Raw genomic sequence first — 22,938 nt, 5'->3', positions numbered from 1 at the left:
ATCTACTTCTCAGATCACGCGGCACCGAAGCTCGGTATCCTCTTCGGCAGTCTCAGAAGCGGTGTTTGAAGGAATTCTTTTCTCCGAAATTTGAGCGCCGTTGCGTTTTCACACAGCCAAGACCGAATGCCGCTGGCAGATCACGCCGTGGCGCCCCGGATCGCAAAACCCAGAAGATACTATTGAGGACGCGACGGTCATTCACCCGTGGTACGCCGCGCGGCTTGTTTGGCAGCATCGGCCTGATGGCAGTCCATTCCTCGTCGGAGAGTTCGTAGCGCATGGTTCGGCCCCCTTCGGTGAAGGATTTGAATCATGGCCGGCAGTTAGGCTCAATGAGCCCGTGCCGACGGGGGGGCGCGATGTGCCCGAAAGCGGACGCATTATGCTCACATTGAGTTTTGCCGAGTTTGACCCTGAGCGGTCATCGTCGGCGTGGAGCCAGCGCTTCCGAAAACCGACCCTGTCCCTCATTATCCAGTGGTTTCCAATGTGCTAGTTTGAAACTGGCGATCGGTTGTTTCTAGGCTTTGCGCGGGGGCGCGGGACATGAGACGAGGCGAGTTCATTGCGGCACTCTGCGGCGCAGTCTGGCGGGCGAAATTGTTGAGTGAAAGCAAGGTAGAAAGCGCATGAAAGACTTGGCTGGACAGACCGCATTCGTGACAGGCGCTGCCTCGGGGATCGGACTGGGGATCGCGACCGCGCTGTCACAGGCGGGGGTGAAGGTCATGCTCTGCGATATCGAGGAAGAGGCGCTGAAAAAAGCGGTCGCGGACCTGAAGACACGGACCAACGTCGATGTCGATGGCGTGAAAGCTGACGTCTCGCTCAAAGGCGAACTTCAGGCGGCAGCGGACGCGACCGTCGCGCGGTATGGCAGACTCCACATATTGGTCAACAATGCGGGCGTGGGCGGCGGCGGCACCTATGGTGAGTGGACTGATGCAGGCTGGAACTGGGTCCTCGGCGTCAACCTGATGTCGGTGATCTGGGGCTTCGAGATTTTCGGTCCGCTGATCGAAGCGCACGGCGAAGGAGGGCAGATTGTTTCCACAGCGTCCGTCGCCGGACTGATTGCGGGACCAAGTCTGGCGTACGATGTGAGCAAATATGGTGTGGTGGCGCTGTCCGAGGGGATGCGTAACGTGCTCGCGCCGAGGAAGATTGGGGTATCCGTTCTGTGTCCGGGCGTCATCCGCACGCAGATCATGAACTCTCGGCGCAACGTGCCGCAGCGATTTGCTGGGGCTGTCGGCAACCCTCCGCCGACAGAAGGACCCCGCGCCGAGTTCATCAAGGCATTGCAGGAACGGATCAACAACGGCATTGATCCGCTGTATGTGGGCGAACTGGTTCGCGAGGCCATCGAAAACGACTGGCCCTACATTTTCACCGATACAGAGCACGAGCCGTTCATCGATGAGCGCTTCGCAGCGATCAAGCAGGGCTTCGACCGTATACGCGGACGAACGCCGCGACGCTAGCTCTCGCATCTGCTCGCAGCCGCTTGTGGCCCCCTGCCGACCTGAGCGCAGAGCGCCGTGGAAGTCTGTTTCCGGAAGATGAGGCGACGAAGATCATGCCAGCTGTCGAGGTCAGCCTTTGACCCACCCGACATTGCATTGGACACACAGAGGCCACACCATATGCCAAGCTAGATGGAGCGATTGGAGGCCGGGGATGAGGTGCCTGCGTTTATATGCAACGCCTGAATCCGCGTCACCTTTCAACCCGCCAGCAATGCTGCAATCGTCGTGAATAGCATTCGTGTCAGATACGGGCCAATCTAGGCATAGACATCACCAGGCGAATACTTGCACAAGCAACGCCGACTGCGTCTGGTGTTACCGTCGACGATGCCGAGCTTCCCCGGGATCGCCATAGAGTTAGGATCCAGATCGCCGACAATTTTGGGCCGGGTCGGTGCAAAATCGCTCGAGTTCACCGTGACCTGAGGGACTTATCGCTGTCTCGGCAACGCGCTCTTCGCACGAGCGCATTCAGACGCTCGGTGCGCTCTGACCCCGATGATATGTTGCGTGCTACGACAACTATGTCTGCTCGGCTTCCGCAAAGCGTCAAAATGGGACGAACTCAGGGTGAGCAATTCTAGTCCACTAGTCCCCGCTCCTCAATCAGAGGTGTCACCACTACGCTGATGGGCTATCGCTGGAAGTCGGCAACCTTATTTCGATCACCTGGTCGGCGTAGCCGAGCAACCCCGCGGGGATATCGATGCCAGCTGGAACTGCCTTAGGATTAAACCGACGTCTCGTTGACTTATACCGATTCACTAGCCCGAGCGTACCTCAGTACGATCACTTCATACCCGCGCGCAATGGCGTCAATCAGGTGCTCAGTGCTACCTGATGAATGCAGTGAAAAGCAACGGAACCGGCCCGCGAGCAGGCAGTTGCAGGACAAGGTCGGCGGCGTAGCGCCCGCTGCCCTTCCCCCTGATCGAGCCATCCGTTGCCGCTCCGGTGTCTACCGCCATAGTTAGCTGCGGAGAGTATGCTATGAAAAACATCGTCGATCTCCTAGTGCGGTTTTGGCAAGGGAGCCAGCCCGCGTCCAACACCCAGGTTGCGGCTATGGCCGAAAATCGGGACCGGTCCAGCATGGCCGATTTTGTCCGCATCCTGCGGGCCTACGATCAAGATCAGTACGGCGGGAGTTAGTGGCGACCGCATCGGACCGCACCAAGGTCCAGTTTTTTTCTAGATCCGCGGCGTCCCTTCAGGAGCACACTCGGTCCTGGCTTGGCGAGTTGGGTCCGGTGTTCCTTCGACAGCCAACTTGAATGCCGAGCAAGCCGATCAGCAGCCTCGGGCCAAAGGCGACGCAACTCGTCCGGGTCGGCTCCGGTCAAGTGGTGGGTCGGGGGACTTGGCTTCGTGCCACCACCAGACCTGAGTGTGCTTAATCGTTACCCACGTAACGCAATTCCGTATTTCAGAACCTTTTCTGTAAACATCCTGCCCCATCTGCAAAATGGCGATGTCTTTCCCTCTCTTACTCGGTCCGGCACCCGGTCGACGCCGTGCGCCCGCCAAATCCACCGTGGGAGCGGCGTCATGGTCAAGGACGGCGGCGCGCCGGCACGCGCAACCTCGATTGGTCCAAGGGCGGCAACGGGGATCTCTGCAGCTGCGGCTGGTGGCAATCTCCGAGACGGCGTCAAGCGACGGGGCGGCAATAACGACCGTCTATCGACTCTATGGCGAGAGGCGATTTCCCTCGCCGGCGTTGCAAGGTCATTCTCCAAAGCATCGTCGTAGCGTCGCCACTTACCGGCCATCAGGTCGTTAATGCCACTGACCCTGCCGAACACATCATCACCATGCTGCGCGGGCTAAGTGGCAAGGCGATCAACGGCCAGGAGTACAAGGTCGAGATGCCGCCGTTCGCTGACTCTCTGATCAGCAGATCGCCGATATCATCGATCACGAGCGCACTTCATGGAGCAACCACGGGCCGTTGGTAACGCCTGCCGACATTGCGAAGTTCCGCGCCAAGAAATAGGAGGCGACGATGACCGACACGATGACCGCCTGGATTCTCTCGGCGCTTGGCTATCTCTGCACTGCGCCCGCGACGGCTAATGGCGCCGGCGATCATGGTCTTGCCGGACCAATACTCGGCAACGTGCTGGTGGTGAGCGGGGCTGGGCTCGTGACCCTCAGCTGCATCGTGGCGGCGCTGTGGATGCTCATCGACCCCGGTGAACGGGACCCCGATCGTCCTAAATATCGCGTCCTGGACGCCGACCGTTAGAGGAGCGCAACACGTGCCCGATCCGCGCATCCGCATCTACCTCGACGGCGCGCCCGATCCGGTCACCGATCAGCGGCCGCCGACCGAGATAGCGCTCGACACCAAGAGCCTTGCCGACGGCGAGCACGGCTTGCGCATCGAAGCCCAAGACGCCACCGGCCAGGTCGGCGTCCGACGCCTTCGATTCCGGGTCCGCAACGGCCCCGGGATCACGGTCACCGGGCTTGGTGACGGGGCCGTCGTTCACGGTACGGTGCGCTTGATGGTCAACGCGTTTGGAGCGGAAGAGCCGTTCGAGCCGCACCGGGCGGAATCGCCCTCGCCGTTCCCGGTTTGGGTGTCGGTGCTGAGCCTGCTGATCGTTGCTTGGACCGCCTGGTATGTCGCAACCCTTTGGAACGTTCCGGGGGATTCCGCGAAAACAACAACTTATTTCACGTCAATGAATCCATTCAAATAGCGCGCCCTCCTATATCGTTCCGTTATGAACACAGCTGATGGCAGCTCACGCAGTCCCAGCTCGACCCCTACGACTTGAAAGGATGCGTGGACGCATTCGGCGCACTTGTACTCGAAGGCGCAAACTCCATTCTCGTCGAACCGGCACTCTTCGTTCTCGACTTGGCCCAGCCTTGGTCCAGCCGCTTTCGAAAGTGCGACCTATTTGGCTGCTTCTCCGTTTCGGGCGAGTGTGAATTGATGAAATCCGGTCCGAGGGAAGATGCTCATGCAAAGAACACCGCACCAGAGTTCTGCTGTGCGGCTAAACGAGCAGGCGCCGATTTTATCGCTACTTACGCAGCACTAAGAAGTCGTTCAAGTACTCAAGAAGCAAGAGGCTTTATCGTGAAAATTCGGCTTGGTACCAGGCGAAGTGATTTGGCCCGCTGGCAAGCCAATCACGTCGCCGATCTTATTCGTAGCGTCGAGCCGGCCGCCGAGGTACAAATGGTCTTCGTTAGTTCCGTTGGCGATAAAGACCGACGGTCGGGGTTTCAGCAGATTGGCGGCATCGGAGCATTCACGAAGGAGAGCGAAGACACGCTTCTGCGCAACGAAGTTGACCTGGTCGTTCATTCCCTCAAAGATCTTCCGACAAAATTGCAGCCCGGCCTGGTATTGGCGGCCGTTCCCAAAAGAGAGGATCCTCGTGACGCGATTTGTGGCGCTACACTAGATCAGCTACGACCGGGGCTGCGCGTCGCCACTGGATCAATTCGTCGCATAGCTCAACTTCTCGCTCTATGCAGTGGCCTGGATATTCGACCTATCCGAGGGAACGTTTCTCCAAGGCTGCGTAAGGCAAAAACCCGAGAGGGAATAGACGCGACTCTATTGGCAGCGGCGGGGTTGTCCCGGCTAGGATTGCTACATGAGGCCTCACAGATTTTAGACCCCCATGTTTTCCCGTATGCAGTCGGCCAAGGTGCTCTCGCGGCCGAAGCTCGCGAAGAGGATACGGCACTCATTGCGCTGCTTCAAAAGATTGAAGACCGGCAATCGCGCACCGAAGTGGATGCAGAGCGCGCATTGATGAGAAGTCTCGATGCGGGCTGCAGCCTACCGGTCGGGGTCTCTGCCACATGGCTCGCCGGGACCTTAACACTTCGCGGACAGGTGACTCATCCGGATGGCCAAACGAAGATTGCCGATGAAAGCGTGGGTCTGGCCGATCAAGCCGACGCAATAGGCAGGAGTCTCGGGCATAAACTTCTTCAGCAAGGTGCAGAGGAGTTGTTGAAGGCTGCGCTCCGTGCCGTGGAAGAGCAAAGGCCAACCTGAATTCGCTACCTCGAATGACGACTTGATGTTCTTGGGAAGCCAGCATAGCTGGCAAACCGCCAGAACGCCGCATGCGACTTCAGCGAAACCAGTTGTAAAGCTCGAAACCTGCCCCAACCGGCCGAAACGCAAAAGGCTGTCGGGCGCGTTTGCTGCCCAGCGCGCGAGCACCCGCGTCGGGCGCCTCAAGCTGCATCTCGGCTTAAGCGCACGGCAAACCCCTCGCCGCGCAAAGCTGGACGGGTCAAGGCCGCACAGCGCCCGCAGGGCTTGGCCTTGATACGGTCGGGTTGGTGTGGCCTGGAATCAAAGCGCAATCCTTGAACACCCGGCCGGAGCTACCCGCGGAGGCCGGCAAGAAGTGCGCCCCGGATGGCGCGTCAGTGATAGCGATGCCGCAGGCAGAAGGCACCCTTCATACTGCAGGCGTTCGGCCTCAGTGAGCAGCTTGGGATCGATTGCTGTCGCGCCAATTGCGCTGCGATCTGGCGCATCGATTTGCGGACGGCGTCGAGGAAGGCCCGGTTGGCGTTCTTCATCAGATGCCAAAGATCTGCAAGGAGGACCAGATGACTTTGCCCATCTTTTTTCGCAGAAGCTTGTTTTCCCCTACTCTCAGGACTGCAATTTTTGTCGCGATGAATATGCCCCGGGGACCGTTCCAACCGTTGCACGCCAAAGGCATCCGCAGCGGAGGCTTTGGCGCCGTGCGGTCGATGGCGGCCTACATGCGATCGATATCCGGTAGCTCGGCCCTAGCGATCCCGGGACCTGCCGGCTTTCAAGGATTGGGGCTGCGATGGTCGGCAGATATGACCTGCCAGCCGCAATCTCGAATCGCAACCTTTTTACATAAGCGCGATGCCGAGCAAATACACGCCGACTAGCAGCGTGAGATCGCTAACAGTAATCGCGAGGTAGATCTAGCGCTCGGCTGCAAACTTCCGGTCTACCCCTCTGAACCGACATGTGGCGGCACCGCTTTAACGGCAGCGAAGGGCCACAAGCCGAAGCGAAACCGGGCCAAAGTGAAGGAAAATCAGAGCGAATGTGTAGAATGGACATCTAGAATGACGATGTACGGGCGAACGGATGGCGCGTTGTAGCGTCAGATTGCAACGACGAATGGTGTGGACTACGACCAGTGACGGTTCGATCGTCGATCAAAACGGCAAGGTCATCTTTTTCAGCACCCGACGTTTCATCGACGACATCTGCATCGGGAACTGCTGCTTATGCGGAGCAAAGCCCGAGGAAAGGCCGTTCAACGACGAGCATGTTTTCCCGGAATGGCCACTCCGGCCTGCTTGGAAACCACACTGGCTCCGATGTGCGTCATCGGCGATGACAACGATGTTCCGCCTATTAGACAGCACCGGGTAGGCAATCTCGCCGGCCGCGGGGAGAATTTCTGAATGGTAGTGAAGATCACGCCGCCGAACGAACGGATGCCGTGGCTTGGCCGTTGATCGGCAAAGTGAATTGCATGGTGATGCCTTGCCCAGCGTTGGGGGTGGCCCATATGCGTCCCCCGTGAGCTTCGACAATCGAACGGCAGATCGATAGCCCCATGCCCATGCCGTCGGGCTTGGTGGTGTAGAATGAGTCGAACAGGCGTTCAAAACTCTCCGGTTTCAGTCCCGGGCCAGAATCCTGCACGGCGACGATCACTCTGTCCGATGCATCTTTCCCAGTGCTGATCAGCAACCCGCGCGACCCTTCGCTGACACCGCTCATCGCTTGGACGGCGTTGATGATCAAGTTAAGGATCACTTGCTGCAGTTGGACTCGATCTCCTTGAATGAGCGGCAAGCCCTCCGCGAGTTGCGTCTGCACCGAGACATTGTTTTTCAACACTTCGCCACGGGTCAGGGCAATGACCTCAACGATCGCTTCGTTGACCTCCAAGGCATCCTTCCGCGGGGGCTGCTTCTTCATGAGGGTACGGATGCGGCCGATGATCTCGGCCGCACGCATTCCGTCATCGATGGCACGATCAAGTGCCTGCCGGGCCTTGTCCAGATTTGGCGGCTGGGCACCCAGCCAGCGCGAGGCCGCCCCGGCATTGTTCATTCCCGCCCCGAGCGGCTGCATGACTTCATGCGTAATCGAGGCCGCCAGCTCTCCCATGGCGGTGACCCGTTGGATGTGGGCAAGATCCGCCTGCGTCTGACGCAAGGCCTCGTCGGCGCGCTTGCGCTTGAGCGCGGAGGCGAACAGGGCGGCCAGATCGACGAGCACGAAACCGGCGATCGCCACCGCCAGGGGGGTCCGATCGAGGGTCGCGACCGCGTGGGCCTCCTCCGTCGTGGCCTGAGCGGTACAGATTGCCGCCCGCATCCCGGTGTAGTGCATGCCGGAAATGGCGACGCCCATGACGATGGCGGCGGCGAGCTTCTGCCCAGGGTCCCTGGTTCCGAACGCCAGCCACAGCGCCGCCGTCGCCGCGCCGATCGCGACGATCACGGAAAGCCCGAACCACAGGGGGTCGTAGCTCAATTCGACGGGCCCCCGCATGGCCGCCATGCCGGTGTAGTGCATGGCGAGGATGGCGAACCCCATGAAGACGCCGCTGAGGACGAGGCGGGGGCGCCATGCGCCGGGGCGACTGATGACGTAGAAGCTGCCGCTTGTGCCAATGATCGCCAGCACGAGGGAAAGGACAGTCAAGCCGACATCGTAGGACACCGGCATCGGCAGCTCGAACGCGATCATGGCGACGAAGTGCATCGACCATATGCCGGCTCCCATGGTGAGCGCGGCCGCCGCCAGCCAGATGCGGCGCGTGGGTCCTTGGGCCAGCGTAGGTCCTTGGGCCAGCGCTACGCGTCCGCCGAGATCCAGGGCCGTGTAAGACGCGAAGCCAGCGACCAGGATGGACAGGGCAACGAGATACGGATCGTATGTTGCGGTAATTACCATCGGGATCGTCTCCATTTCGGAGCAGCCCCGATGCGAGCTTATACGGTGCGCCGCGCAAGGGCAATTGTCAGTACGATGCGGCAAGGACTCGTTGCCTTAAGGGCGACGATAGTTCGGCAGCGAGGCTGTCTTAAGCCACGGCGCGCCATCTGCACGGGCGGCGGCGGCACCGGTTCGATGGGCCACCACCGGCCGCTAGAACCCCGCGCAGGTGCTCTGCTATACTTCGAGCATGATCTGGCGAACGGCAGCATCGAAGACCGGCGTGGGGATCGTCATTTGGTTCGACTCCAAGCATGGCTACGGCTTCATTAAACCAGACGACGGTGGCTCTGATGTGTTCGTGCGCCCCTTTGTTAGAGCAGCAGCTTTCGACACGGGAGAGCGTGTTGAATACACGCTCGTGACATCAGGCGAACCGGCTAAGACTGAGGCTTTTATCCGAACCAAGCGATAGATAGTGAATCCAAGCTCGCGTGATCAGGGATGGAAATCCAGGCAAACGGATCGGCAAACCTCCGAACGTTTCCCGCGCAGATGCCCGATCGAATGTCGGTTGAGGGCCCAAGAGGCGACGTCACGCGTCCGGGGCAGCGCGGATCGAGTGGCGGGTCGAGGAAGTTGGCTTCCTGCCACCACCAGACTTGAGTGTGCAAGAACAGCTTGATCGTCACCACGTAACGCGATGGTGATGTCTTTCACTCTCTTCGGTCCGGCATCCGGTCGGCGACGTGGCGCATGACAAATCCACCTAGGAGTGGCGTCATGGTCAAGGACGGCAGCAACCACGATTGGTCCGAGGGCGGCAACGGGAGTCTCTGCAGACGCGGCTGGTGGCATTCCTCGCTACGGCATCACGCGGCGCGGCGGCAATAACGATCGTCTATCGACTCTATGGCGAGAGGTGATTTCCCTCGCCTAGCGTTGCAAGGTCAACTGCGCGTGTTTTACCCACAACAACGGACATCAGCGGTGGCGGATGCGATGTCCGTTACGTGCCATGGACAGAAGTCCTCTTCATTCGATGACAAACGCGAAAACTTCGTCAGGCGCACCGGTGAAAAAGACGCTTTTGCGCCCTGAAAATTTGGCCAAACTATTTGCCGAATTTCTTGCCGTGATGTTTGCTGGAGGAATTGGCCTTGCTGCCGATACCACGGGAATATCGTTGATTCTATTTCCAGAAATTGCGGCGTTAGCGTTCGATGTATTTTCCCGTCCTAGAGGAAAATGGGCAACTCAACCTCTCAGGCTAATCATTACCCCGACCACAACCGCGGCGCTAGGTGTGATCGTCACTCGTCATTGGGAATATGGCGCAATCGCTATAACAGCTATTACTCTTCTTAGTCTTGTTACCCTCAAATTGCTGCGGTCGAATATTGGGGCAGCGATCTCTGCAGGCGTGCTCCCAATGGTTCTCGGGACGACAAGTTGGGTCTATCCCATCGCCATTTTCTCAGGACTTGTTGTGCTTGCCGCTACACTGACCCTTTGGAAGCAATTCGATCCTCATATTTACTTGTCTGAAGGAAACAAGGAGAGTCAAATTATTGACGCTGCCGAAACGCCACCCAAAGATAGATTTTGGATCTTCGCGTTGACGGGATTTGTATTGGTCTCTGGGGCGGCGGCACAAGCAACTGATTTACGATTTCTCTTGTTTCCTCCCCTTATTGTCGTGGCCTACGAATTGTTTGGCCACCCGGAACTTCCGGGCTGGATGTCGCGGCCGGTACTGTTTCCTCTCGTATGCTTCCTGACAGCCTCGGTTGGCATGTTTGCCAACTCTACACTTCACGCAGGTTTTTTGGGAGTTTCGTTCACGATGGTTTGTTCGATTGCGATTTTCAGGGCGTTTAAAGTCCATATGCCACCTGCGTTGGCAGTCGGCTTGATACCGTTTGTGATTGTCCATCCCACCTTCTGGTATCCAATATCGGTGTCTCTAGGCGCTTCCGCCTTGATCGCGTCCGCTAGCGTATACACGTCCATCAAACGCACGCAGCGGGTGAGATAAAGCCGCAAACCACGAGCGCGAAGGACGAAGAGGACCGAAAGCAAACCGTTGAGCCGCAGGGCAGCTACCAGTCCGGCTGGCGCTGAGCCCCGGTGAGGCTCACGACGTTCGACTTGCCGAAAAACTGCTGTCTCGTTTGAAATCCGGGTCAATGTTGCTTGCCGACCGTGGCTATGACGCCGACTGGATCAGAGAGCTTGCAATGAAGAAGGGTGCGTGGGCAAACACCCCGCCGAAGAGCAATCGCAGCGATCCGATTTGCTTCAGCCCGTATCTCTACCGCGCTCGCAACCAGGTCGAGCGGTTCTTCAACCGGATCAAACAATGCCGTCGGGTGGCGACGCGCTACGACAAGCTGGCAGCGAACTACCTTGCCTTCGCACCGATGGTCTCCATCGACATCAGCGAGGTTGCTCTTTCGTAATGGCTCTCCGCTCTTGCTTTGACGACTCGGTGTCTCTCTTGGGCGACAACTCTTAACTACCGAGGGGCGCACCAATCGTCAGCAGCGTTTGCTAACCCGAGCGCTTCTCTCCGACGCTGCCATGCGCTGACAACCTACTTCTCTGCACGCTCGCGATATCGTAGCGGCAGACCAAGGCGCCCCCACACTTCCTTCAGTGCTTGAGCGAGCCCATCGATCAGCGCGTCATCGTGATAGGGCGTCGGCGTGATACGCAACCGCTCGGTGCCGCACGGGACCGTCGGATAGTTGATCGGCTGGATATAGATGCTGTGCTCGGCGAGCAGGAGTTCGCTCGCTTCCCTGCATTTCTCCGGATCCCCCACAATCACCGGCACAATGTGTGTGTCGGTTGCCATCAGCGGCAGGCCGGCAGCATTCAGTACGGCCTTTACCCGCGATGCGCGGTCCTGATGGCGGTCGCGCTCCCACTGCGAGGCCTTGAGGTGTCTAATCGCCGCTGTGGCAGCCGCGCAGACTGCTGGCGGCAATGCCGTCGTGAAAATGAATCCCGGAGCGTAAGAGCGCACCGCATCGATGACGTCGGCACTCGCCGCGATGTAACCGCCGATGCAGCCAAACGCCTTTGCCAGCGTGCCCTCGATCACGTCGATGCGGTCCAAGGCCCCTTCCCGCGCCGCGATGCCCGCGCCCGCCGGTCCGTACATGCCGGCCGAATGGACCTCGTCGATATAGGTCATGGCGCCGTAGCGCTCCGCCAAGTCGCAGATGCGGTTCACAGGCGCAATGTCGCCGTCCATCGAGTATAGCGCCTCGAACACGATCAACTTCGGCCGGTCTGGCGCCTCCGCCGCCAGCAATTCCTCGAGGTGGCCAACGTCGTTGTGACGCCAGATCTTCTTTTCCACGCCGGCGCGCCGCACGCCCTCGATCATCGAATTGTGGTTCAAGGCGTCCGAGAGAATCACGCAGTTTGGAAGCAGCCCGGCGATGGTCGCGATGCCGGTCTCGTTGGAGACGTACCCCGAGGTGAAAACCAGCGCCGCTTCCTTGCCGTGCAAGTCGGCGAGCTCGCGCTCCAATTCGACCAGCGGATGGTTGGTGCCGGAAATGTTGCGAGTGCCGCCCGCCCCAGCCCCCATGCGGATGGCAGTTCCGACCATGGCGCCGATCACCCTCGGGTGTTGCCCCATGCCGAGATAATCGTTCGAGCACCAGATCACGACCGGGCGCGGACCGTCCGGCGAATGCAATGTTGCGTGCGGGAAATGCCCGGCCATGCGCTCGAGATCGGCAAATACCCGGTAGCGTCGTTCGGCGAGCAGGCGAGCAAGCGCCGCAGAAAAGAAATGATCATAGATCATAGAGAAAAATCTCCGTCCGGTTATGCTCAACGATTGCGACTTCGCCGATCCAACTAGCCCATCCGACTCAACGCCGTCGCCTACAAGACCTGCGATGGGGCGGGCGGCCTCGGGACGAAAAACACCGATCGCAAAGATACTGCGAAGAGATCGGAGTGCTAGGCGCCAGGCATTAGGAGTGTCGTCTGTCTCCGATAAGAGCAAATTGATATGCGACAAGGAGCAGAGTGCGAGCGAAGCATCCAAATCTCAGCAAAACGCGGCGAATGCTTATGCCAGTGCATCGACGACATCCGCCGCGAGAAGTGATCCGCTTTCACCTACGCTCCCTCGCGATCCTGATTGCCGATCATGCAGCGCCATGCCGCGAGACGCTCCGCAGGATGCTGCTTCATCCATTCGGCAAGTTGTGGCGCGCCGACCAAACAGGACTGCATCGAGATGTCAGCGAAGACGGAGGTGGTGACGGTCTGCTCGTGGCAATTCGCCGGAGAAGACAGACTACAGAGCACGGCAATGATCTTGATCACGAGAAAGCCTCGCTGCTTTGAGCATTCGCCCCACTGGGCCCCATGAGTTGCGGCCCCCCCGTGCCGCTGCTCGATGACGGGATCGGCCGGCGGGAACAAGCTGTCATATATATCGCGCGCGCTTCCCGAATGATTCGGATGCGCTCGCGCTCGGATTTTGAGACAAACCGGATAATCTCGTCCATAATCGCTCCTATTGAATTTGCGCTCGTCATTCCTCGCACTGACGTAGGATTGTTGACGACGAGTTTGAGCTCCCGCAGGTGGTCACGAAGGAGTAAAAGCGCGTGACGGTCCGCATGTTGGAGGGGCCCTCACCTGGGTCGGCCGAGATCTCCTGAAGAATTCTAACCTGCACCGCTGCCCAGCCGTCTCCTGTACACTGCCAACCCGGTTTCTGCCGATCAGGGTGCGCGCTTTCAGCTCAAGATAGTCTCGAGGCTCCAGCCGCGCCTGCTTTCTAGGTGGAACATGTGCGCCTTAGCCCAAAAGGATCGCCAGGAGCACGGCGATCTTCAATGCGATTTGCCAAGCACGAGAGTGAAGGGGACAACGAAGAGCTCATCGCCTTGGTCGTCGCTGACATGCAAGACCCAGTCACGCCAATCCTCGGGACTGCGCCCATGGATGAGGGATTGCACGACACGTGTCGCATGATCGCGGGCCTCAGCAAGATCGTCCACCACGGCGCCGCGGCGATCGACGAAAACCTTCTTCGTGTTCGAGCAGTGGAAATATAACTGGGTCACGTTCAACCTCCTCAAATGCGACGGTTCGCCACGATATCTCAGCGTTGCTGGTGTCCTCGCCGTCAGCGACTGCTACTGTCGTACTGGTAAGTAGGATCATCGCTAGACCTCCTCCTCACCGTCCGGCACAAACACCGGCTGGCTATGATGCTTGCATGTGCGCCCTGCGGCGCCTCTTCGAAAAGCTCCTGACGCGAAGCAGTCCAGAGTACAGCAGTCCCGACGGTGGCCGAGAGAATCGACGCGGCGAACACGGCGATCTTGGCGGCCGCGAAGTCGGTGGCGGCCAGAAAGGCCTGTCCGGCGATGAAGAGCGACATCGTGAAGCCGATGCCAGCGAGGGCTCCCACCCCGGCCAACTGCCGCCAAGTGTACGCTGTTGGCTTGACGGCCATGCCTGCGCGAACGGCTGCTGCGGCCGCGAGGAAGACGCCGACCGGCTTTCCTATGGCGAGGCCGGCGACGATTGCGGCCATGAGCCAGCCATGCCCAACGAAGGCGCCGGGGTTGATCGTCACGCCCGCATTAGCCAGTGCGAAAAGCGGAAGGACAGCGTAGCTCGACCTCGCGCCGGCGTGCCGTAGAAGCCGGTCGGCGGGCGATTCAATTCTGTCGTAGATCGCGTCGAGCGCGTGCAGTGCCGGCGTGGAGGGGCCGTGCCTGAGCACCTCACCCTCGTGCCGGGCCTCGGAGGCTATTATGATGCTCGCCTGCGTCATCAAGGCTGCCAAGTCGGCGGGCGGCCGCGTCGGAATGAACAGCGCGAGTACCACGCCGGCCAGCGTAGCATGGAGGCCGCTCGCGTAGACGAACGCCCACAACGTGACGCCCAACAGGATGTACGGCGACAGCAGGTAAACCCTCCATCGGCTTAGTAGCGCCAGCGCAACCACCACCGCCGCGGCCGCGGCAAGGTAGGCCGGATGGATCTCGCGTGAGTAGAACACAGCGACGACCGCGATCGCACCGATATCGTCGACGATGGCCGCCGCGGTGAGATAGATGCGCAGCTCCACGGGGACGCGCGGCCCCATCACCGCGATCAAGGCGATCGCGAACGCCGTGTCGGTCGCCATCGGGACGCCCCAACCAAGCAACCACGGCCCCGCAGGGATGACCAGCGCATACAGAACTGCCGGCACGATCATGCCGCCGAGCGCGGACGCAATCGGAAGCGCGGCGGAGCGGCGGCTTGCGAGGTGGCCGACTGTCATCTCGCGCTTCACTTCCAATCCCACGACAAGGAAGAACACCGTCAGCAGGCCGTCGTTGACCCAATGGAGGATGGACATCCGGAAGGCCGCCTCGCCGAAGCTCACGCCGAGCTCCTGGCGCCAGAACGCGTCGAACGCCGGTCCGATCGGAGAGTTCGTCACGACGATCGCCACCACGGTCGCCAGGACCAGCAAAATGCCGGCGGATGGGCCCCAGCTCGCGAAGTCGAGGGCTACCGTGCGGACGCGGTGGCCGAGTGTGCCAAGCATCGCGTCGACGAGAGAACTCTCGTCCCAGGGTCCGTCGTAGCGCCGGCGGTTGATATAGAAGGTCGGCGTGAACCTTACGCCACTTGCGCGGGAGCTTGTGACATCCGCCTCGACCCTCGCTCTCGCGAGGCGCGCGGCGTCGCTGTCGCCGAGCGCGAAGTCGGCGTTCACGCCGAGGTCTTTGGCCACCGCCACGAGGTCATCCTCTGTGAGCTCCATCGACCTCGTCATCAAATTGATGTGCGCGGACCAGAACGCTTCGGGCGTCTGGGCAAGCTCAGCGAGTTCGGCGGCCCGAAACGCAAGAGGGTTGTCCTTGAGCGGATTGTGCCGGAAGGCGTAGCAGACGCGGTCGCCGAGCTGGTCGCGGGCTTGTGCGATGCGCTCGTTGGCAGCCCTGCAATGCGGACACGCGTAGCTGCCGTACTCGACGAGCGTGATCTCGGCATCGGCGGGGCCGAGCACGTGGTCCGTCTCGTGGTCGACCGGACGGTCGAGGCGGCCGGATGGGATCATGAGCTCCATCGTTGAACCGGTCTCCAGGTGTTCGCGCCGGCTACGCCGTCGGCGCAGCCGCCGTTGGGCGGACGACGTGGAATAGCTCCCCGTCGTCGTCGATGATCTCGACGAATCCCCGGACCGCGGCAGAGGAAGGTTCGACGTTCCGCGCGGCGACGATGATCACGGCGCCGCCCGGCATAGCATCGTCCGAGTTTCGGCAGAGGTTCAGTAAAGCGAAGTGCAGTTCTACCGGGTCGGCATTGAAGGCCCATAAGTCAGGGGCGATCTCGGCGCGAACCGTGATGTCCGGACGCAACGCGCGGTCAAGCGTGCCCGCTATCGCTGCGAGGCAAATGCTTGCGACAAACCCGTCGATCGGCGTGGCGCGCGATCGCGCAGCGTCGAGGAGCTGCCGCCGAAGCAACGCGCCTCGCGTGTCGGACCGCGGGCTGGTGTGGCACAAAATCCCCGAGACCTCGCCGTCGGCCCCGGCGAGCGGGATCTCCAGGCACCTGGACGCGACGAGGCCGCTACCGCCATCGCGCACGCCACTCACCCTTGCCCTGAACGCACGCTGCACTCCAAGCGCGACGCCGGCGCCGTCCACGAGCACGACGACATCTTCGGGCAGCGCGCGTTCGACAGAGCCGAGGAATGAAACACCGATTGTGTCTTTGATCTGCATGTCGGACCTCCTGGCCTGTGATCATTCAACGGGACACTGGCTTCTGCCCGTACACGAGGGCGGGCGACGATGGCTCGAAGATTGAGTGCATGACGGTCAAAAGGAAAATCACCTCTCGCCATGGAGTCGATAGCCGACCGTTATCAGAACATCTGAGAGACGCTCGGCGGGCTGCGGCAGGAGTGCGGCCCTTCCCGCTGCGCCGCCTCGCCGGAGCGAACTCCCGGCTACCGCGAACAGATGTTCACGTGCCTCTCCTTCAAGCAGACGCGGATCAGTTGATTCCACAGCAATAACGCTGATGCCGCGAGCGCGGTCGTGAGGCTGACGCGCCGGCGTACACGTCGTCGCAATCAGAACTACGAGTATAGCCATGCCGCAGAAGACTGCAGGACAGCTTGCCCCTGAACTCGCGGTCCCCTGCTGGGTTGAAAGGAACGCCTCTCACTCTGAAGGAGCTTGGCGTACGGCACCGGCTTCACTCTTTCTACAAGCATTGGTGCGGTGGCTGCCGCTCGCATGGATTTCCAACTTTGCAGGCATTGCTTCAAAATCCCCGCACCCCGAATGTCGTACGCGCAACCTCGATCGGTCCAAGGGGGCAACGGGAGCCTCTACAGGTGCGACTGTTGGCGTTCCTCGCCGCGGCGTCACGCGGGCGGCGGCAATAATGATCGTCTATCGACTCTATGGCCGGAGGTGATTTCCCTCTTCGGCGTTGCAAGGTCATTCTCGCTGGGTGGTTTAAAACGAACAGGAGCTACCATGACGATTCAAGTCCGCAGCCTCGCGATTGCGCTCGCAATTGCTGTTCCTATCGCGGTGACCGCCACGGCCGAATCGTCTGCTGCGCCGATCAATGGCACGTCGATCAAGGCAGCGGTACCAGCCGTGACTACGCACGTGCGCTATCACGTGCGGCGAGGTCATCCCTACCCTTCGTACTATCCCACCTATAATTCGTACTGGGGCTATCCCGCCTATAGTTCGTATTGGGGCGATCCGACCTATAATTATGGAGCCTACGGCTACGGACATTACAGCTCAGCTTGCGCGCCCGGACCGCGTGTCGGCGCCTTTGCGACAGCGCCCTGGACCGACGCACCGACGTGTCCGCCGTATCGGTAAAATCCTCTGCGCTCCCGAAGGCTGGCGCGTGCATCTAAGGAAGTCGGCGCCGGCCTCCGGGTGATCCGCGATCAGATCACCACCTTCGACGACATCCAATGGATTGACGATGATATTGGAGCTGTCCGACCTATTACTATCCCGGCTTCTCTTATGGCCGGTGGTGACTACGGCGCGTGGTGTCGCCAAAACTTGGCAGCGTGCGGCTCCCTCAAGCCGCCGCTAACCAGCATGTATTTGAGATGTTTTAGCGTTCCTCGGCCATGCGCACGTCACTCTTGGGGCATTCTCGGCGGATTCGGCAGAAGCTGTCACCCGGTTGATGTCCGCCTATATCAAGGAGAACTATCATGACAAGACGTTCCCTTCTGATTGCAGCGGCGAGCTGCTTTCTTGTCTTTGCACCGGCAGCATACGGGCGTTCGGCGTTCGACGGCTCCTGGGACCTTGTCTTCGTGACGCAAAGAGGAGCCTGCGATTCCATTTTCACCTTTACTGTCGATGTGACCAACGGAATTGTCACGCATCCCAATCTCGTGAGATTCCGAGGTAACGTCACAAAATCCGGCGCGGTTCGCGCCTCGGTGACGGTCCAAGACAAATATGCCACGGGTGCGGGCAAACTACTCGCAACGTCCGGTCGGGGGACTTGGAGCGGCCACTCAGGAACGGCGCGATGCTCAGGTTACTGGACAGCGCAACGCAATTGAGGGACGCGACCGGGTACGACTTTGGCTCGAACTCCGGCGGCGCCAAGCCATCTTACGGAGAGGAGCGTATCGTCGGCGCTTGGAGAGCATAATAGAATGACAGTTCCCAGAATGCTGGTCGGCATTGCATTCCTGCTCGGCTTGCTCTCAACCGGCCCCGACAGGACTACGCGGTTGGAGACGCCTCGGACCATGAGCGCTCCTATCTGGTCGGATGTATCCGCACCCCTCGATACTCATCGGCTGGCTCTGGTGATTGGCAATTCAACCTACCCCGATGCCGACTCTCCTCTTTCCCAAATGACACGAGACGCGGAGGCTTTGACAAATGCTTTTCGCAAAGGCGGTTTTCTGGTCGACACCATTGACAATGCGACGCGCCCCGACATGATCCGCGCGATCGACCATTTCAGGGCGAGAGTACGTTTGGACTCAATTGTGTTGGTCTATTTCGGAGGTTACGGGGTCCAATCTGACGGGCGAAATTATTTAATCCCAGTCGATGCGAAGATCTGGAGTGAAGAAGATGTCCGTCGACAAGGCGTAAGCATCGACCTTCTCCTTTCGCAACTCAAGACTTCCGGAGCACGCGTCAGGCTCGTAGTCATTGATGCCTCACGCCGCAACCCTTATGAGCGACGCTTCAGGACGTACTCACACGGACTTGCCCCCATTCACACGAGTGAGAACGCGCTCATCCTGAGCTCAGCAGCGCCTGACCAGGTCGTCGAAGACGCGAATGAACTACATAGTCAGCTGATGACCGCCCTTCTTGCGCAGATGGATCCCTCGAAGGGGATCGAGGAGGTCTTCAACAACACCCGAAACGCAGTGATGACTGCTACCCAGGGCCAACAGATTCCAGCTGTATCATCTATGCTAACCGAGAGCGTTAATCTTTGGCCGGAACGGAGCGGCGCTCCCGTGTCCTCCGTCGGCTCTGCAGCCAGCGGGCGCCGCGAGTGATCAAACAGATTTCTGCTGACCTCCAAGATCAAAGGTCAAGGCTGACTTCAGATGGAGGGTGCCTCTCGCCATCCCCGCCTTGTTTGGAACCTCCAATGCGTCATGGCGCCGTCCCATATCGATGACCCATCACTGAAGGTCTTTTTCGCGTTTCATGATCGTCTGTTCCTGCAATGTCCTCAGCGACCACGATGTTCGTCACGCCGTGAGCACGGCGGACGACGCGCTGCGCAATGCCAAGCAGATCTATAACTGCCTTGGCTGCAGCGCCGAATGCGGCCGCTGCGCGCGCACCATCCAGACGATCATCGACGAGGCCAAGAGGGAATGTGCACTAGCCTGTCGGGCCGGCTGCCAGCATCGCCGGATCATCGATGACGCGCAGGCTGAGGCCAAATTCGCGCCCACAGCGTCTTAACTTCCCTGGATTGGCTGGATAAGTGCCTCCCGGTTTGTGCCCCGGGGATGCCTGCCTGCTTGTTCTTCCCCAGAATGGTTCTAAGCTAACTAAGGCCAAGATCCGGCCTCAAGCCTTGGAGTTCATCATGCACGGCGACCCCAAAGTCATCGAGTATCTTAACAAGGGATTGCGTCACGAGCTCACTGCCATCAACCAGTATTGGTTGCATTACCGGCTGATGGCCAATTGGGGCATCTCGGACATGGCCAAAGTCTGGCGCAAAGACTCGATCGAGGAGATGCAGCACGCCGACCGCATCACCGACCGGATAATCTTCCTCGAAGGCTTTCCTAACATGCAGATACTCGACCCCTTGCGGATCGGCCAGAACGTCAAGGAAATCGTTGATTGCGACCTTGCCGCCGAGATGAGCGCGCGTGCGCTTTATCAAGAGGCGGCGAAACATTGTCATTCCGTGAAGGACTATGTCACGCGCGACCTGTTCGAGGACCTGATGGTGGACGAGGAACACCACATCGATTTCCTCGAGACGCAGCTTGATTTGATCAACCGGATCGGACTCGAGCTTTACACCCAGAAACATGTCGGCGGGCTCGAGACAGGAGAGCACTGAACTTTCGCTCCGTCCATAGCAGCGGAGAACCGCGGCGGACGTCTTCGCAAATACGGGCCGCTGTAATGATTGGTGCCGCTCACGCTTCCAGACAGTTGTGCTCGATCGTAGGCGAGCGTGACAGCAAGCTTTGCAAGCTACCCTATCGCCGGCGTGTCAACCCGGATTCCAGACATTTTACGCGCCATCTACGAAACGGCGAAGCGGCCGTTGTTGAGCGGATGCGCGCAAACAGCTTCGCTCACTATCGTAGGCACCGCCGAGCCCCCTGCTGCTCAAGGACAACTCCGGCCAGCACGTCGCCGCGACAGCGCGGCATTCCCGGCAGTTATTGATACAATACCTTTACCCGTCTCTGGCGAAAGCTAACGCTAGCAAAACACGCATCCCCAACCGTCCGCCCCTCGCGTGCGGGAGCGAAGCGAAACACCCGAAGACGTGTAAACGGTCCCGCGTCGACATGATGGAAGGCTCCCATGGCCGAAGTACTAGTGCTCTACTACTCTTTCCACGAACACGTCGAGAAGCTCCGACACGAAAATCGCCGCGGCACGCGGGAGGCAGGGCGTCCGCCGACGTGAAGCGCGTGACTGAACTTGCATCTACCGAGGCCGCCAGGTCAGCCAACCATAAGCTCGGCCAGACCGCCCCAGGCGCGGGCATCAACGACCTCGCCGAGTACGACGCAATCGTTGCCGGCAGAGCGCGCTTTGGCAGAGTGTCGTCCCCAATCGCAAGCTTCCTCGGCCGGGCTGGCGGCCAATGGGCGAAGGGAGCCCTCCATGGCAAGGTCGGCGGCGCCTTCGCGTCGTCGGCAACGCGGCACGACGGCCATGAGACGACGCTGTTCACCATCTTCACCAACCTGGTTGGCGCTCGGTACCAGGGATGCGCCATCGCGGAGACTGCCGCGATTCTTCACAGCTAACCGCGATCAGAGCGCGGCAGGCTGGCCGTGTCGGCGTGGCAATCGAGCGGAACGCGTGCTGGCAGCGTGGAAGAGAAGGTGGGAGAGCCTGGAACCATGGAGGCGACCGAACACGACCTGCTCGTCGAACTCAGAAGAGCGCACCGCTCACTTCGGCTTCAGGACATGGATGGAGCCCTCGGCGGTTGCGCGCCTGACGCCGGGGCATAGGATAGCGGACGCGGTCGCCACCGTCATGGGATCGTGGAGCTTCATCATCGTCCAGAGCGCGATCTTGTTTGTCTGGATAACGGCCAACCTGGTGGGCACGATCAGGGGCGGGGACCCTTACCCGTTCATTTTTCTCAATCTCGCTCTTTCGTTCCAGTCGGCCTACGCCGCGCCAGTCATTAGGATGAGCCAGAACCGGCAACAAGACATTGATCGCAGGGCTGCGGAGAATGACTACCGGATCAACGTAAAGGCGGAGCTTGAGATAGAGTTGCTGCATCAGAAGATCGACCAACTGCGCGAGCGCGAAATCCTCAAGCTAACGGAGGCCGTCAGGATGCTGACCGAGCTGCTGGAGCAGTCGGCGTCGGGTGCACGCAAGTCCGATACAGAAAGCGGACGGCCGTCATAACGTAGGATTATCGACTTCATGGCATGACGTTATTTTCCATACGCCGCGCGGAATAGCATCTTTGACGGTGCCTTGCTCATCCGGCGCAGAACCGCTCAAGCATGTTGCGCGGGACGACACTCCTTTCACCCGCCGACGAAGGAATGATAGTTCTGATCCGGATTGGCGGCCTGCGAAACCGCGAGCGACCATGGCGGCACGTCGGCGTCGGGCCGGCGGCAAGCTATTACGACGACCTGAGCAAGCTTCCGATCCTGAACATCGACCCGGATCAGTACCGCATGGACATTTCCATCACTGAAATGCGCAAAAGGAAGGCCAGCGCCTGGTTTGAGTCCCTGCGCGACGACATTTGCGCGGCGTTCGAGCGGCTGGAGGACGAGGCGCCCGCCTCGCTTTACCCCGGTAGCGCTGGCCGCTTTGTGCGCACGCCCTGGCAGCGCACCGACCATGCCGGGGCCGCCGGTGGCGGCGGGGTGATGTCGATGATGCGCGGAAGGCTGTTCGAGAAGGTCGGAGTGCATTGTTCGACGGTGCATGGCGCGCTCTCGCCTGAATTCCGCGCGCAGATAGAGGGCACGGCCGAAGACCCGCGCTTCTGGATCTCCGGTAGTTCGCTGATCGCACACATGCGCAGTCCGCATGTGCCAGCGGTGCATATGAACACCCGCTTCGTCGTCACGACAAAATCCTGGTTCGGCGGCGGCTCTGATCTGACGCCGGTGCTGGATCGCCGCCGCACCCAGGTCGATCCGGATACGATCGCCTTTCACGCGGCAATGAAATCGGCCTGCGACGCGCACGCGGAGGTTGCGCCCTACGACTACTACAAGAAATGGTGCGACGACTATTTCTGCCTGCCGCACCGGAAGGAAGCACGCGGCATCGGCGGCATCTTCTACGACCATCACGATTCCGGCGATTGGGACGCCGACTTCGCCTTCACGCAGGACGTCGGCCGTGCGTTCCTGAAGATCTATCCCGAACTTGTCCGGCGCAACCTTGCGACCCCTTGGACGGCGGCGGACCGGGAGGAGCAACTGATCCGGCGCGGGCGCTATGTCGAGTTCAATCTACTGCATGACCGCGGCACACTGTTCGGGCTAAAAACCGGCGGCAATATCGATTCGATTCTATCGTCGATGCCGCCCGAGGTGAAATGGCCCTGAACCCGATGACCAGACTGCCGCACGCGACACTGATCGATCTGGATGACGCCGAGATGGCATAGGGTCGCAATCGAATTTGCGCCCGGGTTGGCACCGTTTTCGCCGCGAGAGGTCGCGACCGCAATTCTCGCGTTTGCGCG

At 60.0% G+C, this 22,938-nt stretch carries 22 protein-coding genes and 5 pseudogenes; 18 read left to right on the top strand and 9 right to left on the bottom strand.

Annotated elements, in window-relative coordinates; genetic code table 11:
• Positions 1-121 precede the first annotated feature (121 nt).
• Positions 122-283 (bottom strand): annotated as a pseudogene (locus AC630_RS06385) (transposase); the annotation flags it as partial.
• Between the two features lie 349 nt (positions 284-632).
• Between AC630_RS06385 and AC630_RS06380 the strand changes: the two are divergent.
• Together AC630_RS06380 and AC630_RS45250 are read left to right on the top strand one after the other, a co-directional pair.
• The gene (locus AC630_RS06380; RefSeq protein ID WP_074117658.1) at positions 633-1,487 is read left to right on the top strand and encodes an SDR family NAD(P)-dependent oxidoreductase; all 855 of its coding nucleotides are present in this window, start codon (positions 633-635) and stop codon (positions 1,485-1,487) included.
• A 1,035-nt stretch (positions 1,488-2,522) separates the two neighbouring features.
• Positions 2,523-2,684, top strand: coding sequence for a hypothetical protein (locus AC630_RS45250; RefSeq protein WP_167561143.1), 162 nt, complete (start codon positions 2,523-2,525; stop codon positions 2,682-2,684).
• Positions 2,685-3,303: 619 nt separating this feature from the next.
• Here the strand turns inward: AC630_RS45250 and AC630_RS45245 are convergent.
• Positions 3,304-3,453, bottom strand: coding sequence for a hypothetical protein (locus tag AC630_RS45245; protein ID WP_167561142.1), 150 nt, complete (start codon positions 3,451-3,453; stop codon positions 3,304-3,306).
• A gap of 84 nt (positions 3,454-3,537) precedes the next feature.
• On the opposite strand from AC630_RS45245, the gene AC630_RS06370 reads away from it, so the two are divergent.
• From AC630_RS06370 to hemC, 4 genes and pseudogenes are all read left to right on the top strand, one after another.
• On the top strand, positions 3,538-3,780 hold the full coding sequence (locus AC630_RS06370) for a hypothetical protein (RefSeq protein WP_074117656.1): 243 nt from the start codon (positions 3,538-3,540) through the stop codon (positions 3,778-3,780).
• 13 nt (positions 3,781-3,793) lie between these two features.
• On the top strand, positions 3,794-4,240 hold the full coding sequence (locus tag AC630_RS06365; protein ID WP_074117655.1) for a cytochrome C: 447 nt from the start codon (positions 3,794-3,796) through the stop codon (positions 4,238-4,240).
• A 68-nt stretch (positions 4,241-4,308) separates the two neighbouring features.
• Positions 4,309-4,575: pseudogene (locus AC630_RS47745) on the top strand (porphobilinogen synthase); the annotation flags it as partial.
• Positions 4,576-4,626: 51 nt separating this feature from the next.
• Complete coding sequence (gene hemC / locus AC630_RS06355) at positions 4,627-5,562, top strand: hydroxymethylbilane synthase (RefSeq protein ID WP_074117669.1); 936 nt, start codon at positions 4,627-4,629, stop codon at positions 5,560-5,562.
• A gap of 411 nt (positions 5,563-5,973) precedes the next feature.
• Here hemC and AC630_RS46750 read toward each other — a convergent pair.
• Positions 5,974-6,128: pseudogene (locus tag AC630_RS46750) on the bottom strand (ISL3 family transposase); the annotation flags it as partial.
• A 3-nt stretch (positions 6,129-6,131) separates the two neighbouring features.
• Here AC630_RS46750 and AC630_RS45240 point away from each other — a divergent pair.
• Positions 6,132-6,449, top strand: coding sequence for a hypothetical protein (locus tag AC630_RS45240; protein WP_167561140.1), 318 nt, complete (start codon positions 6,132-6,134; stop codon positions 6,447-6,449).
• A gap of 541 nt (positions 6,450-6,990) precedes the next feature.
• On the opposite strand, the gene AC630_RS06345 is transcribed toward AC630_RS45240, so the two are convergent.
• Positions 6,991-8,499 carry an MHYT domain-containing protein gene (locus tag AC630_RS06345; protein ID WP_074117653.1) on the bottom strand — a complete coding sequence of 503 codons (1,509 nt, stop codon included), beginning with the start codon at positions 8,497-8,499 and terminating at the stop codon, positions 6,991-6,993.
• A gap of 217 nt (positions 8,500-8,716) precedes the next feature.
• Here AC630_RS06345 and AC630_RS06340 point away from each other — a divergent pair, with 217 nt between their 5' ends.
• The 3 genes and pseudogenes from AC630_RS06340 to AC630_RS06330 all read left to right on the top strand — a co-directional run.
• Positions 8,717-8,941, top strand: a complete 225-nt coding sequence (locus AC630_RS06340; protein WP_074117652.1) for a cold-shock protein — start codon at positions 8,717-8,719, stop codon at positions 8,939-8,941.
• 600 nt (positions 8,942-9,541) lie between these two features.
• A complete protein-coding gene (locus AC630_RS43490; RefSeq protein WP_143197857.1) occupies positions 9,542-10,504 on the top strand; it encodes a hypothetical protein in 963 nt (320 codons plus the stop codon).
• A gap of 64 nt (positions 10,505-10,568) precedes the next feature.
• Positions 10,569-10,928, top strand: a pseudogene (locus AC630_RS06330) (IS5 family transposase); the annotation flags it as partial.
• Between the two features lie 134 nt (positions 10,929-11,062).
• Here AC630_RS06330 and hemA read toward each other — a convergent pair.
• The 5 genes from hemA to AC630_RS42780 all read right to left on the bottom strand — a co-directional run bounded on the left by hemA (position 11,063) and on the right by AC630_RS42780 (position 16,241).
• Entirely contained in the window at positions 11,063-12,292 is a 1,230-nt protein-coding gene (gene hemA, locus AC630_RS06325; RefSeq protein WP_074117649.1) for a 5-aminolevulinate synthase, read from the bottom strand.
• Positions 12,293-12,612: 320 nt separating this feature from the next.
• Positions 12,613-12,822: a hypothetical protein gene (locus tag AC630_RS06320; protein ID WP_074117668.1), complete on the bottom strand. Its 210-nt coding sequence runs from the start codon at positions 12,820-12,822 to the stop codon at positions 12,613-12,615.
• Between the two features lie 515 nt (positions 12,823-13,337).
• On the bottom strand, positions 13,338-13,571 hold the full coding sequence (locus AC630_RS06315; protein WP_074117667.1) for a DUF6894 family protein: 234 nt from the start codon (positions 13,569-13,571) through the stop codon (positions 13,338-13,340).
• Between the two features lie 62 nt (positions 13,572-13,633).
• Entirely contained in the window at positions 13,634-15,580 is a 1,947-nt protein-coding gene (gene nhaA, locus AC630_RS06310) for a Na+/H+ antiporter NhaA (RefSeq protein ID WP_083636126.1), read from the bottom strand.
• Positions 15,581-15,611: 31 nt separating this feature from the next.
• Positions 15,612-16,241, bottom strand: coding sequence for a hypothetical protein (locus AC630_RS42780; protein ID WP_245330279.1), 630 nt, complete (start codon positions 16,239-16,241; stop codon positions 15,612-15,614).
• A 765-nt stretch (positions 16,242-17,006) separates the two neighbouring features.
• Here AC630_RS42780 and AC630_RS06300 point away from each other — a divergent pair.
• From AC630_RS06300 to hemF, 8 genes and pseudogenes are all read left to right on the top strand, one after another.
• Positions 17,007-17,369, top strand: a complete 363-nt coding sequence (locus AC630_RS06300) for a hypothetical protein (RefSeq protein WP_074117648.1) — start codon at positions 17,007-17,009, stop codon at positions 17,367-17,369.
• A 350-nt stretch (positions 17,370-17,719) separates the two neighbouring features.
• Positions 17,720-18,079: a hypothetical protein gene (locus AC630_RS06295; protein WP_074117647.1), complete on the top strand. Its 360-nt coding sequence runs from the start codon at positions 17,720-17,722 to the stop codon at positions 18,077-18,079.
• 192 nt (positions 18,080-18,271) lie between these two features.
• Positions 18,272-19,045 (top strand): caspase family protein, encoded by a 774-nt coding sequence (locus AC630_RS06290; protein WP_208866961.1) that lies wholly within the window; start codon positions 18,272-18,274, stop codon positions 19,043-19,045.
• Positions 19,046-19,199: 154 nt separating this feature from the next.
• Positions 19,200-19,463, top strand: coding sequence for a (2Fe-2S)-binding protein (locus AC630_RS06285; protein WP_074117645.1), 264 nt, complete (start codon positions 19,200-19,202; stop codon positions 19,461-19,463).
• A 127-nt stretch (positions 19,464-19,590) separates the two neighbouring features.
• The gene (bfr, locus tag AC630_RS06280) at positions 19,591-20,079 is read left to right on the top strand and encodes a bacterioferritin (protein WP_074117666.1); all 489 of its coding nucleotides are present in this window, start codon (positions 19,591-19,593) and stop codon (positions 20,077-20,079) included.
• 476 nt (positions 20,080-20,555) lie between these two features.
• Positions 20,556-21,007 (top strand): annotated as a pseudogene (locus AC630_RS06275) (NADPH-dependent FMN reductase family protein).
• A 169-nt stretch (positions 21,008-21,176) separates the two neighbouring features.
• Entirely contained in the window at positions 21,177-21,629 is a 453-nt protein-coding gene (locus AC630_RS06270) for a DUF1003 domain-containing protein (protein WP_245330277.1), read from the top strand.
• 281 nt (positions 21,630-21,910) lie between these two features.
• Positions 21,911-22,798 carry an oxygen-dependent coproporphyrinogen oxidase gene (hemF, locus tag AC630_RS06265; protein WP_074117665.1) on the top strand — a complete coding sequence of 296 codons (888 nt, stop codon included), beginning with the start codon at positions 21,911-21,913 and terminating at the stop codon, positions 22,796-22,798.
• The last annotated feature ends 140 nt before the right edge of the window (positions 22,799-22,938 follow it).

This window comes from Bradyrhizobium sp. AS23.2 (assembly GCF_001908185.1).
GTDB lineage: Bacteria > Pseudomonadota > Alphaproteobacteria > Rhizobiales > Xanthobacteraceae > Bradyrhizobium.
This window is presented reverse-complemented; position numbering and strand designations above follow the sequence as displayed.